Raw genomic sequence first — 13361 nt, forward strand, 5'->3', positions numbered from 1 at the left:
GCAAATCATACCGATAATTGAGAGTAGTGCAAACTTTACAACATTGTAAAATTAACGATACAGATGATAGATAGCATATTGCACCATCACCTGATGTACAGCATCAATTTATATCGGGTAATAACCGTAATTAGAAATCAATACTGGCACGCAAAACAAACTGCCGAGGTTCGCCAACAGCAACGCGTAAATTACCGCCACTTGGTGGGTAATAGGTTTTATCAAAAAAGTTATTCACATTGAGTCGCTATTTCACCCGATAATTATTAATCGGTAATGAATAGGAAATAAAGGTATCAGCCACGGTGTAATCATCTAAAGTAAAACTGTCGGCTGCATCACCAGCACGCCGTCCAACATAGCGTGCACTCGCACCCATTCGCAAATCATCACCGCTCTACCAACCTGTAGACCCCAATGCTTGCGTCAAGCATATAGACGCTCTATTGCGCGCCACATTGACCATCAAATTACCTTTATTATCAGGATCTTCCGTGATTCGGCATCAGTATAGGCATAAGTGGAAATCACACTTAAGCTATCCATCAATTGCTCTGTGACATCTAATTCACCCCTGCAAACATACTCGGCCCGTGGTGCGGGTGATGGTTTCACCATTCACTAACTCATTGACCATGACATTACGTTTTGCAATATCAAACAATGCCAAAGTCCCCGTTACCCCATTAACTCACTCCACTTTGCTACCCACTTCCCAGGATTGGACTTGCTTCGTTGGCAGCAAATCTATTTGGGGGGCGATAGATGAGTTAGTCTTGAAAGACTCACTGTAACTGCCATATAAAGAGACTTCGGGGGTCAGCTTATAAACTAAGCCAGTACGGGGAACTAATTTACTGTCAGAACTATTAGTGTTGCTGATGAAAAGCTGGCCTTTACCCGCGAACACATCAAAACGATCGTAACGTAAACCTGCCAGTACAATCCATTTATCCGTCAGCTCAATGGAACCTTGCATAAACCAGCTATAACTTTTCAGATTCTCGCGCTAGTCACTGTCTTTAGCACTGACGGCGGTTGAAGGCGGCATCAAGCCGTATACCGGGTGATAGATATCAAAGTCTGAGTTCTTTTTACCGCGAATCATATCGCTATGATATATAAGGTTATCTTCATAATCGAAACCAAAGATCATCTAATGGCCCATCCCCTCAAATCCAGATCGCCATTAAGAGTCATTTGCACTGCCTGGGCTCGGCTAACCGCACTGACCGTTGCGTCCGCTTGACGAGTTAATACCCCGGTAATCGGATTGAGTAATAATGCTCGTTAAAGACTGCGCCTTTAACGAGGCTGGCAAATATAGACTAAAGCTGGCGGGAAATTACGCACCACGCGTATCTTTTTCCAAGTGAAATAGCGGGATAATAAAGGCTCGGAAAGATGGCTGTATTGGAATAAGACCAAAACGCCCTTGTTTGCCCGTAAACGCTGCTGGGCCTGCTGTAATATCCTGATACTTATCTTGGTCGGGATTGATAACAGTGGCAGACAGCAAAACACCACATCGTAATCTTGATCCAATTGTTCGGCGGATCGAAAAGCGACCTGCAAACGTGGGTCATTAATCTGATGCAATGAATGTACAAAATGTGGCTGAATCTCGTAAGCCTGCAAGCGGGAGCTTTCTGACATGTGCGACAAAATTCGTTTTGTGAGCACCCCATCAGCTGCCCCTAGCTCAGCTATATTAAGGCTTTTTTTCCAATCTACCTGGTTCAGCATCGCCTGACATAACCAAGGCGAAGAAGGTGCCAATGTCCCCACCGTGCGGGGTGAAGCAATAAAACGCTGTAAATAAGAAAACTGACTTTTAAAATTACGCCGGACAGTGTTTAGCATGGCCACTCCTCGGAAACCCGGATGGACTACAATAACACCTTATTTTCATTAAGTTCTCATTAAGATTGCTCTAATAGTTAACTATTTTCTGCATATTTTTAGAAGAAATTTGTCTTTATGAATACCCGCAGCGCTGAAACAATCAAGCCCGATAAAACAATGAATTACCATTGTTACATCGGGCTTATAATCAATACCAATACTGTATCTAACTATTTCATTAATTTTCACTTATGGTGAAAGATTAACGGTAAATCTCAGCGCTGGCACTGTAATTACTCGAGTCACCTGGGTTACTAATACCAATGACTCGGTAGTGGCTGGCGCCATCTGCATCCGCTTTCGCATTCAGTGCCGACTCCACATCCGTCGGTGAACCACTGATATTAGAAAGAGAAATAACCCCCATGCTTTGCAATTTAGTCGCTTGTGCTGGGCTAACTTCTTGTGCAGCCATAGTGGCGAATGAGGCGGTAGCAATAAGTGCAGCGGCGATGATAGGTAATAGTTTCATAATATGCTCCAACTAACGGGTGATATATAATGTCTTTGTGAGGTTAATTATGAGCGAACCAATGCAAGGGGACGTAATGCTATGTAAAGAACATCAATCATTGTGAGGAGAATAAGGAGGAAATAAATTAATCTATGTCGCACGAGAAAAATAAAGAGGAATACCCCAAGGTGGGCGTCGATATAATATACCGCCGCCCAATTTTTGATATATTTAGCTACATTTTGCAACAATCATCATAATATCGCTGGTAAATGAACCATCTGCTTGAATCTCATAATGGTTAATTACGCTATCAGAGGCTAGTTTTTGTAACTCGCTGATTGCGATGGCAAAATGTGCTGGTGTGCGCATTCTGGCAATCCAACTGCTGAACTCCAAATATAACCGATCGGAAGTCACTTCATTAATGGCCAGTCCGGCCTCGGTAAACAGTGCCAGCCATTCTCCCGGTGCATAATTACGGACATGCGAGGTATCGCGTAACACCTCCACCGTTTGTAGATAAATATCTAACACTGGATGACCGGGGGAAACCACGTCCATAAAAATAACTTTGCCACCGGGCCGTAATACCCGCTTAACTTCGCGTAAAGCCTGGCCGACATCATGCCAATGATGGGCTGAATAGCGGCTGATGACAACATCAAAGCTCTGATCCTCAAAAGGCAGGGATTCAGCCAGCCCTTGTTTTACCTCAATATTCGTCAGTTTTTTATCCGCCGCAGCTTGGCTGACGACAGTCAACATTTGTGCAGAGAGATCATAAGAGACCACCGATTTCACCACGGCCGCAGCGGTGAAACTGGCATGCCCGGCACCACAGCCGAGATCAAGCAGACGGGCATCACCGTGGGGTTGCAGTAGGGTCGCCAGGCGCTGTAAATCTTTACCCTGAGCATGCACTGCGCTGGTCAAATAGGCATTTGCCTGATCACCAAACTGCCTTTCAACCGCATCTTTATGGCTATTTTGTGTTGTCATAACATTCCCACTGATGATTTATTTTATATATTTTACTATCTGAAAAGCGTTACTCTGTTTTTTCCGAATTAAATTTACTCGGCCTAAGACTGAATAATCACCATAGCGCGTTTCATTAGGAAAAACATCATGGTCACACTCAGAGCAATGCGCACTGACGAACTCTGCAACTATCGGAATTTATTTATTGCCGAGTATGCACAAGATTTATCATCCAACAGCGGTTATAGCGCCGAACAGGCCGTGGCTCATGCTACACACCTCTTTGATAGCTACCTACCAGACGGTGTTAATAGCTCTGGCGATCATTTGTTTTGTCTCGATAATAAAAGTGACACTGAACTCGATAAACAACTGGTGGGCTATTTGTGGTTTGGTTTGGGGGTAAATGATAGCGCAGCCTTTATTAAAGATTTTTATGTGCTGCCACAGTATCAGCGCCAAGGTTATGGCTCGGCCTGTTTACAGGAATTGGAAAAACTGCTGGTTGCCCAAGGTATATTTGAAATAAAACTGCGTGTCGCGGCAGATAACCCACAGGCGAAAAGATTATATGAGCAAATGGCATTTGTAGTGACGGGATTTAATATGTCTAAATCGCTGAAATAGGATGAACAGTTCATCAGGCATTGCGCCTGCTGTTCTCTGACCAATCAGTCCATACCCTAAAAATTACACCATTTTGTCATTGCCCATCTGTTGCAGTTGATCCTTGTAAGATTTTACTTTCTGGCGTTTTTTCATCCAGATTGAGAATGACACCACAAAAATCCCACCCGCTAAGGTTAACACACCCAATTCATGCTGATAAAACAGCATAATAATGAAATAGATAGCAGAGATAATTGCTACCCATTTAGCCGAATGACCAATCGAGCTTTTTTCATCAGTCAAACGGCGGATACTCTCTTCTTCGCTGATCCCCATACTTAATCCTCCTTATTATTCTACTTATAATATTGGGGCAATCGCATGATAATTCAACATATTTTTTAGTTTTTATTTTGTTAAGTTGAGATAGCGCTGATTGACTCGTTGGCTGAATCAGTCGTGTCTATCTCGATTCAGTGAATAACCGCTACAAAACGATAATCAGTTCGTATTCCCCCCCATCCAACGCGACCCGCAATCCATCGAGCTGATAGGAGATAGGAGAACCATTCAATGTCGCTGAACTGATCCCTTGGCAGCGCTGCGCCGGACTTTCAACACGGATAGCATAGCGCGTATTCGCAAGATTGATGGTCGCTTCGAACCCCGGCCAACTAGCTGGAATACAAGGATTAATCACCAATTCTTGCCCTTCGCGTCGGATACCCAGAATGCCCTCAATACCCGCACGATGCATCCAACCCGCTGAGCCAGTATACCACGTCCAACCACCACGCCCGACATGCGGCGCGACAGAATAGACATCAGCGGCTACCACATAAGGCTCTACTTTATAACGTGCAATCCTCTCTGGAGTATCTCCATGATTTATAGGATTAAGTAAGGCAAACAAATCACGCGCTTTATCCCCTTTTCCCAACTCGGCAAAAGCAAGAATCACCCACATTGCAGCATGGCTATATTGCCCGCCATTTTCACGCAATCCTGGCGGATAACCTTTGATATAGCCGGGGTCATCCGGCGTTTTATCGAAAGGAGGAGTGAACAACAACGCCATCCCATCATCTGGGCGAATGAGATGCTGCTCCAGCGAGGCCATCGCCTGCACCGCCCGCTGGGGATCCGCCGCTCCAGATAACACCGCCCATGATTGAGCGATAGAATCTATGCGACACTCTTCGCACTCTTTGGAACCCAACCAACTGCCGTTATCAAAAGTGGCACGCCGATACCAATCGCCGTCCCATGCTTCCCGTTCCAATGCTGCAATTAAGCCGGTGAGATGGTGCTGCCACTGACTGGCCCGCAGCGGATCACGCTCTTGCGCCAACGGAATAAACATTTTCAGTGTCGCCACCAGCAGCCAACCGAGCCAAACACTTTCGCCTTTTCCCTCTTCACCAACCCGGTTCATCCCATCATTCCAGTCGCCGGTCCCCATCAATGGCAAACCCAGCTCACCAGTCAGTTCAATGCATTGATCCAGCCCTTTAGCGCAGTGTTCAAACAGCGAGGCAGTTTCTTGCGCCACTAATGGCTGGAAGAAAGCATCGTGTTCGCCCGGATGCAATATCGGCCCTTCGAGGAAAGGCACGATTTCATCTAATACCGCAGCATCACCGCTGGCAAGTATATAAGTGGCGGTCGCATAAGAGAGCCAAACCCGATCATCAGAGATTCGGGTGCGCACCCCCTGCCCTGAATGCGGCAGCCACCAATGCTGAACATCGCCCTCAATGAATTGCCGCCCGGCAGCCCGTAGCAGATGGTGGCGAGTTGTCTCCGGCAGAGCAAAGGTGAGCGCCATGCCATCTTGTAGCTGATCACGGAAGCCATAAGCGCCACTGGCCTGATAAAACGCCGACCTTGCCCAAACTCGGCAGGCCAATGTTTGATACAGCAGCCAACCATTGAGCATGATATCCATTTGCCTGTCCGGCGTTTTCACCTGAACCGCTTCCAATACCGTGCGCCAGTAATCCGTGACTTCCGTCAGCACCGCATCCAGATTTGCGGCGCGGTAGCGCGTAATCAATGTCTGTGCATCGCTCACTGAGTCGCACTGGCCGATAAACCAAACCACTTCAACCTGCTCACCGGCGGCCAGTTCAAGTGTCTGCTGTAGCGCACTGCATGGGTCAAACCCCGCGCCTGTCGCACCTGATAGCGGTATTTTTGCCAACAATGAAAGCGGCGCGGCGCTATTGCCATAATGGCCGAGGAACTCGCTGCGGTCAGCCGTCCAGCTATTTTGCTGACCATTAAGGTCGGCAAAAGAAACTCTGCCGGGGAATGCGGTGCTCCATGGATTACGCGCCAACATCGCGCCGGTCGACTCATCCATCTCAGTGATAATAAATGGCCCGGAGGCACCGCGCGACGTCGCTAATACCCACTCGGCGTAAGCCGTGACTGAGATACGCCGTGGTTTATCCGACATATTATGCAATGTCAGCCGAGATATCTTGATGGGGTCTGCCAGCGGCACATATTGCAGCAGCGCCATACCAATGCCATTGGCCTGATGCTCAAACCGGCTGTAGCCATGACCATGGCGAGCAATGTAAGTGCCGCCATCACGGATGGGCTGCGCCGTCGGACTCCACACTAGGCCGGAATCTTCATCACGCAAATACAGGCATTCACCGGACGAATCGATGACCGGATCATTCAGCCACGGCGTTATCTGGTTTTCCCGGCTATTTTCGGCCCAGGTATAGCCACTGCCGGTTGCGGAAACTTGGAAGCCAAAGGTTTGATTTGAAATAACATTGATCCAAGGCGCTGGGGTATTTTCCCCATCATTGAGGTAAGTGACATATTCCCGCCCCTGTTGGCCAAAACCGCCCAGCCCATTGAAAAACTCCAGATTGTCTGGTTGCGGTAATAATGTTTTCGCTAGCGGCAATGGAGAATTTGCTGGCGAATTGGCCGATTTAATCAGGGAGAATCCTGTTTTTTTATCTTTTTCAATCAATCGGTTATCAGATAAGGATGTTTTTTTGTCTGATACGAATAGCTTTTTATCTGATGAAAATCGCTTTTTATTGGACGGAAGCACTTTTTTATCGAGAGCGAACAATAGATGATTCAGTTGATTGCCCAAGGTGCCATAACGAGCGGACAGCACCACTCGCGCAACCGAATATAATAACGCGCGCGTTTCTGCACTCATCAAATCAGCCCGCAAAGCATATGCCGACCCTTGGCGCAGTTCATCACCAAAACGAGGGCGCGATTGGCTGCTGCGCACCGCGGTTTCAATCGCAATTTGCAAATCCTGCACATAAGAAGAGGCCCGCTCATTGATGATAACTAAATCAACAGCCAAGCGTTTCATGCGCCAGTATTCGTGCGCGCGCAGTAATTGCCGCACTTGCTCAATGTCCTCAATGTCTTCAATACGCAGCAAAACGATGGGTAAATCGCCGGAGATTGATTGCGCCCATAACATTGACTGGGCCCCCGCCCCGCGCATGATAGTCGTGGACGGCGAGCGGAAACGAGCATCGGCATACAGAATCGGCGCAGCCAATTGCTGAAAATCGGCCGCTTCTTCCGCTTTGATATCCAGATGGCGCAATTGTACCTGAGCCTGAGTCCAGGCCAGTGTTTTCGCCCGGTCATAGGCGCTGCGGTCACGGTGTCGATCCACACTGTCCAGCAGCGCTTCTTTCGATGATGCAATTAATGTCCAGAAGGAGACGGTGACCGTCTTACTGGCGGGAACCAATAAGCTTTGGCGCAATGAGAATATCGGGTCAAGCACCGTCCCCAGGGTATTCGACAGTGACTCCCCCACTTGCATCGCTGTTGAGGTCGCCACCCGGTTACCGCGGCCAATAAATTTCGCGCGGTCGGTTTCATATTGCAATACTGACACTGGCAAACCATCGGCTACCATGAAATGTGCCGCCCAGACCTGAGGTTCCTGCGCCGTGCGAGGCCGCCGCGTCGCAATTAATGCCCCCAGCTCCGGTAAGAATTCAGTGACCACAAACATTTTGGCGAATGCCGGATGGGCATTGTCGGCTGCCGCCGCAGTGAGCACCATTTCAGCATAAGAAGTCAGTTCAATCTCCCGCGCACGGCGGCCCGTGTTCAGCAATGAAACTCGGCGAACTTCACCATCGTCTTCACTGGAGATCAGCACATTCATGGTGCTGGTGAGTGTGCCGTCGCGGCAGATAAACTCAGCATGATCTTCACCAAAGATGACCTCGCGATGCGCATTATCACTGGCGGCTAATTGCGCCCCTGCCGACCAACTGCGGCCACTGCGCAAATCACGCAGGAAAATAAAGGAACCGTAATCATCACAGGTGGCATCCTCCCGCCAGCGGGTGACCGCGACATCCAACCAACGGCTATAGCCAGCACCGGCGGTGGTCAACATCACGGCATAACGGCCATTGGATAACAAATGAGTAATAGGCGGCCCGATAACGGGTGCCCCTATAACAGGTGAATGAAAGCGGCGCATGGTGGGCAACGCGTTATCTGCCACGGCGGAAAGCAAGACTTCCTCGGTACGCGGGTAAGCAATGGCCACATTGCGCGGCATACGTTCTTGAAGCAATAATTCACAAGCTTGAATCATCGGCTCACGATGGAAGCGGTTGCGCATCCGCCCCTGCTGGACAGTATTGGCGATAGCCACAATGGTCATCCCCTGATGGTGCGCCATATAGTTGCGGACAATCGCCACCGGCTGATTTTCCGGCAATCGGGAGCGCGTAAAATCGAGTGCTTCATAAAAACCATAGCGCCCCAGCGCCCCCATCTTGGCCAGCCGCTCATAATTTTGCAGTGCGCCATGGGGGTCAATCATGGTTGCCAAGCCGGTCGCATAAGGCGCGATGACGGTGTTTTCTGATAAGCCGCGTTTTAGCCCCAGCCCCGGTACGCCAAAGTTAGAATATTGATAGGTAAACTCGATATCGCGCGCATTGTATGCCGACTCAGAGATCCCCCATGGAATATTCAAACTGCGCCCATAAGCCTGTTGCCGCTCCACCACTAACTGATTGGTTTGATCCAATAAACTCCCCGCCGGCGCTCGCATCACCAATGATGGCATCAAATACTCGAACATCGAACCAGACCATGAAATCAGCGCGGCCCCTTTGCCGATGGGGGTTGCCGCTCGCCCTAAACGGAACCAATGCCGGGTAGGCACATCGCCTTTGGCGATAGCAAACAAGCTGGCGAGCCGAGCTTCAGATGCCAGCAAATCGTAGCAACTTGGATCAAGGCTGTTATCCACCAGCGAGTAGCCGATAGACAGTAATTTGCGTTCAGGATCAAGCAGGAAAGCAAAGTCCATCGCCAACGCCATATGACGGGCTTCGGCCGCTAACTTTAGCAACCGGTCAGCGACCTGTTCCTGCATCTCTTGGGTCAATCGCTGGTCATATTCATGTTCAGCGGCGGCCACAATCAGTGTTTCAATCCAATAACTTAAATCAATAAATGCATTGTCATCGATTGGACGAGCAACGCCATGCACCATCGCGGAGGCTTTCGCCAACAAAGGTTTCAATGTCAGCGGCAGCATTTCCGCTTCACCAACATGTTTTAAATCCATGCGGATTTGCGCCAGAATCGCCCAGAGTTTGCGTTTAAAATCATCATCTCCCGGCGGTAACTCTCTGAATGCGGCTTTCGCTAATAACAGATTATCCATCAACCCCTTAGCGCCGTTAGCTGCTAGCGGTTCTGCCGCCCACTCTTCACAAGTATTGGCCAATACAATCAAATGCCCAGCCAGATTCCCACTGTCGACGGAAGAAACATAAGCCGGTTCCAGCACCCGCAAATCCTGGGTGTCATACCAGTTAAAGAAATGCCCACGGAAAAGAGCCAATTTATGAAATGTGTCAAAGGTGGTTTCCAGCCGCACCAACGTGCGGTACGTCCCTGCCCAACCAAAATCACGCGCCACCAGGGTCGAGAGCAAATACAGGCCCATGTTAGTCGGCGATGTCCGGTGTGCCACCACCGGTTTTGGATCCTCCTGAAAGTTATCAGGCGGCAGCATATTTTCGTCGGGTGTGACAAAGGTTTCAAAGAAACGCCAGGTGCGGCGGGCGGTTAAACGCAACTCAAGAATATCGTCCGCGGTTATCGGGTTATGCTGCACCACCTGATAGGTGCGGCTGGTCCACAATGCAATCGCGGGTGCAAACAACCAAAGTACCGCAAAGGGCAAAATCAACGGCCAAGCATTTAGGGAGGAAATAAATGCAATGACGGACATCACCAGACCGAATAATGTGCCACCAGCCATATGGCGATAAAAACCGGATAAACCGGGGCGCGGCTGCCCTGCGGATTGGGCCGCCGTCATCCATTCCAATAAGTTTCGATGAGTAATAAACAAGCGAATCAGTGTTCGACCAATAGCATCCGCCATTTGCCAGGCATGGTCGGCCAAAAAGACCAGCGAAAGGAATGTTTGGCTAGCGGCGCGTTTGGTATCGTCGAATAAAGAGCGAAAATGGTTACTAAGCCGAGTATTTGGGGCCGGCCACAAGGAGCATAAAATCGGCAAAAAAGCGGGTAAAGCGGTCAATACGATGACCAACAGCACGCCGACCCACGCCGCGGGCATCGGTAGCATCCAACTAATCCCCAGCAACAGCAATGTGAAGGGCGCAACCAGCGAACGCCGCAGGTTATCAACCATTTTCCAGCGGCCCAACAGCGGAACACTTTTGCTGTCGGGGCTATGTTTGGTATTAGCGGGTGTGGTATTAGCGGGTTTGATAATAGATGACTTGATAATCCATGGCAGTAATTGCCAATCGCCCCGCGTCCAGCGATGTTGGCGTTTGCTGACCACGTCATAGCGTGCCGGAGATTCCTCAACCACTTCAATATCCGAGGCTAAGCCCGCCCGGGCAAAAATCCCTTCAAACAAGTCATGACTGAGCAAAGTATTATCCGGCACCCTGCCCAGCAATGACGCTTCAAATGCATCAACATCATAAATACCTTTACCGGTGTAAGAACCTTCACCAAAGATATCCTGATAAACATCTGAAACCGCGGCGGCATAAGGATCCATCCCCCCCGGGCCGGAAAAAACCCATTGATACAATGAGCTACCCTTACCCATCGGCAATGCCAATGTCACTCGAGGCTGGAGAATACCGTAGCCATCAACCACCCGTTGTTGATCAGCACTAAAACGCGGCCGATTCAGCGGATGTGCCATTTTGCCAATCAAACGCAGTGCCGCATCGCGAGGAAGGCGGGTATCGGCATCCAGCGTAATGACATAGCGCACATCCGCGGGCACCTGTGGCTCACCGGCGGCGGTAGCAATAAATGAAGTATCTGTTGCTCCGCGTAACAGGCGGTTAAGCTCATGCAACTTACCCCGCTTGCGTTCCCAGCCCATCCAGCGATTTTCGCTTTCATTAAAGATTCGCTGCCGGTAGAGCAGCAGGAAACGCGGGCCAGTCGGGCCGGGGCCATATTGTTGATTAAGCCGGGCTATGGCTTCATCAGCCAAGGCCAACAGTGGGCCGTCACTGGCCACCACTTGGGTGTCTGCATCAACCCCATCCAGCAATAGGGCAAAAGTCAGAGAGCTGGTGGTGCCCGACAAATGATGAACTTCTAGTTGGTCAATTTGCTCCAGTAAATCTGCCTTACTGGTCAGCAATGTCGGCACCACCACCAAGGTACGCAACTCATCGGGTACGCCGTTGGTCAATTCCAACCCCGGCAAAATAGTGGCGCCGAAGCTCCAGGTAATAACGCGATTTATCAGCGCAGTCGCCACTTCAGTGGCCGGAATAAAGCCAACGAAGGCCAATAACACCAGCCATCCGGTAGCCAAACCGGGGAAAGAGAGCGCCCACAGCGCCAATGCCAGTAATCCAGCCGTGACCAGTAAAATCGCCCCCATATAGCCGCCAACCCCGAGGCGGATGCTCAAGCGGCTAAACCACAATCGTATTGATGGGCTGAATCTGACCTGCTCTTCCAATTCACGCCGCCCAGCACCAATCAAGTGATAACCGGGATCGCGGCAGCGGTCGACGTTTTCAGGTTCTGCCGTAGCGGCGGCATTCTGCGCTGCTTGCAAAGCAAGGCTGGCAATCTCCAGTTCAGTGAAAGTCGAACCACGGCATAATTGTTCAATAGCACTGCGGTACAGATTACGGGTTTGAAAATCCATGCTAGCAAAGGCGCTTCCCTGCCGTAAGCATTCGTCTACCAGACTGACACTCTCAAACAAATCAGCCCAATCAATATCCGAAATCAGCCGCATACTGGTTATCACATTTCGGACTGAAACGTTGGAAGCCCCTTGCCGTAATTGGGCATTCTGCACCACCTCACTGACCGTTACGCCTTGTAATTTCAGGCGATCCTCCAGCCATCCTAACGCGGGGGTGGTACGCGGATCTTGGTCTCTAAGCCGTTTTGCCAACTGAGATGCAAATTGCTCAGATAAAGGCTCCGTGGAGCGCATTGCAATATCGGACTCCAGCGCTAATCGGCTGTCTCCTGTTTTTAATAGCTTATTTGCCAGCGCCTCAGCATCTGCACGCGCTTTACGCCCTTGTGTTATTTGATCGGCAAGGCGACGTAAGTTCTCTATCAGCACGATACGCAAAGTGATCGCGACCGCCCATAACTCACCGATGGTCAGCGGTTGAACACGCTGATACGCCATAATAAAACGACATAAAGCATCGGGATCCAAGTGACTGTCAGTGTGCGCCACAAATGCCCAGGTAATCCCCAAAACACGCGGATAACCGGCAAAGGGCCCATCGGCTAATTTCGGCAATTGACGGTAATAACCCGGCGGCAAATCATCGCGAATCTCGCGGATCTGTTCTTCGACCAGATGATAATTATCCAGCAACCACTCTGCCGCAGGGACGACTGCGCGGCCCTTTTCCAACTCTGCGGCACTGGCCCGATACGCCGCCAACAAGGTATTGGCGTTATCATCCAGACGGGCATGCAAAGTAGATACCCGTGGCGGGTGGGTAGTTATCGACTGAGCTTTGGCGAGGCTTTCAGCATGCTGCTCCAACCTCTCCACACTGAATAATTCTTCCCTAACCGGGGCAAAATCATGCCAGGGAGTGACTTTTGTTCGTGATCCCCACATGGGGCGCTGTCCAAGAATAGTCTTAAGAAATAATTTCATAGGTACCTTCTGGTCCGGTGCTCATACAATCTTATGGCGATCTACATAACAAAAAATCGGGGATAGCTGGATAAAAGCCTATCCAAATGAATTGCTCAGGTGAGCCGTCTGAGCGGTGCGAGCCGCGTGATATTGAGCAGGAAACGCCATTGCAGTAGCATGCTGTCAAAAATGCTGAGTGAAGATGGAAAACAAAAGGCTGACACGTAA

At 49.7% G+C, this 13361-nt stretch carries 6 protein-coding genes and 1 pseudogene; 1 reads left to right on the plus strand and 6 read right to left on the minus strand.

Features of this window, described 5'->3' with window-relative positions:
- Window positions 1–130: 130 nt before the first annotated feature.
- From OP863_RS19960 to OP863_RS14655, 4 genes and pseudogenes are all read right to left on the minus strand, one after another.
- Window positions 131–1290, minus strand: a pseudogene (locus tag OP863_RS19960) (TonB-dependent siderophore receptor); the annotation flags it as partial.
- 15 nt (window positions 1291–1305) lie between these two features.
- Window positions 1306–1863, minus strand: coding sequence for a class I SAM-dependent methyltransferase (locus tag OP863_RS14645; protein WP_145587502.1), 558 nt, complete (start codon window positions 1861–1863; stop codon window positions 1306–1308).
- Window positions 1864–2107: 244 nt separating this feature from the next.
- Window positions 2108–2377, minus strand: coding sequence for a DUF1471 domain-containing protein (locus OP863_RS14650; protein WP_004392288.1), 270 nt, complete (start codon window positions 2375–2377; stop codon window positions 2108–2110).
- A gap of 213 nt (window positions 2378–2590) precedes the next feature.
- Window positions 2591–3361, minus strand: a complete 771-nt coding sequence (locus OP863_RS14655) for a class I SAM-dependent methyltransferase (protein WP_265525459.1) — start codon at window positions 3359–3361, stop codon at window positions 2591–2593.
- Window positions 3362–3490: 129 nt separating this feature from the next.
- Here OP863_RS14655 and OP863_RS14660 point away from each other — a divergent pair, with 129 nt between their 5' ends.
- Window positions 3491–3970, plus strand: a complete 480-nt coding sequence (locus tag OP863_RS14660) for a GNAT family N-acetyltransferase (RefSeq protein ID WP_145587498.1) — start codon at window positions 3491–3493, stop codon at window positions 3968–3970.
- A gap of 63 nt (window positions 3971–4033) precedes the next feature.
- Here the strand turns inward: OP863_RS14660 and OP863_RS14665 are convergent, their stop codons facing one another.
- Both OP863_RS14665 and OP863_RS14670 read right to left on the minus strand, forming a co-directional pair.
- Entirely contained in the window at window positions 4034–4288 is a 255-nt protein-coding gene (locus OP863_RS14665; protein WP_038631426.1) for a hypothetical protein, read from the minus strand.
- 151 nt (window positions 4289–4439) lie between these two features.
- Complete coding sequence (locus OP863_RS14670; protein WP_265525460.1) at window positions 4440–13151, minus strand: GH36-type glycosyl hydrolase domain-containing protein; 8712 nt, start codon at window positions 13149–13151, stop codon at window positions 4440–4442.
- Window positions 13152–13361: the final 210 nt, after the last annotated feature.

This window comes from Yersinia sp. SCPM-O-B-9106 (C-191) (assembly GCF_026183365.1).
Classification (GTDB): domain Bacteria; phylum Pseudomonadota; class Gammaproteobacteria; order Enterobacterales; family Enterobacteriaceae; genus Yersinia; species Yersinia rochesterensis.

Bases quoted from the DNA above. Each gene is read 5' to 3' on its own strand.
- OP863_RS14655 (WP_265525459.1), bottom strand. From the start codon at position 3,361: ATGACAACACAAAATAGCCATAAAGATGCGGTTGAAAGGCAGTTTGGT.
- OP863_RS14660 (WP_145587498.1), top strand. From the start codon at position 3,491: ATGGTCACACTCAGAGCAATGCGCACTGACGAACTCTGCAACTATCGG.
- OP863_RS14665 (WP_038631426.1), bottom strand. From the start codon at position 4,288: ATGGGGATCAGCGAAGAAGAGAGTATCCGCCGTTTGACTGATGAAAAA.
- OP863_RS14670 (WP_265525460.1), bottom strand. From the start codon at position 13,151: ATGAAATTATTTCTTAAGACTATTCTTGGACAGCGCCCCATGTGGGGA.
- OP863_RS14645 (WP_145587502.1), bottom strand. From the start codon at position 1,863: ATGCTAAACACTGTCCGGCGTAATTTTAAAAGTCAGTTTTCTTATTTA.
- OP863_RS14650 (WP_004392288.1), bottom strand. From the start codon at position 2,377: ATGAAACTATTACCTATCATCGCCGCTGCACTTATTGCTACCGCCTCA.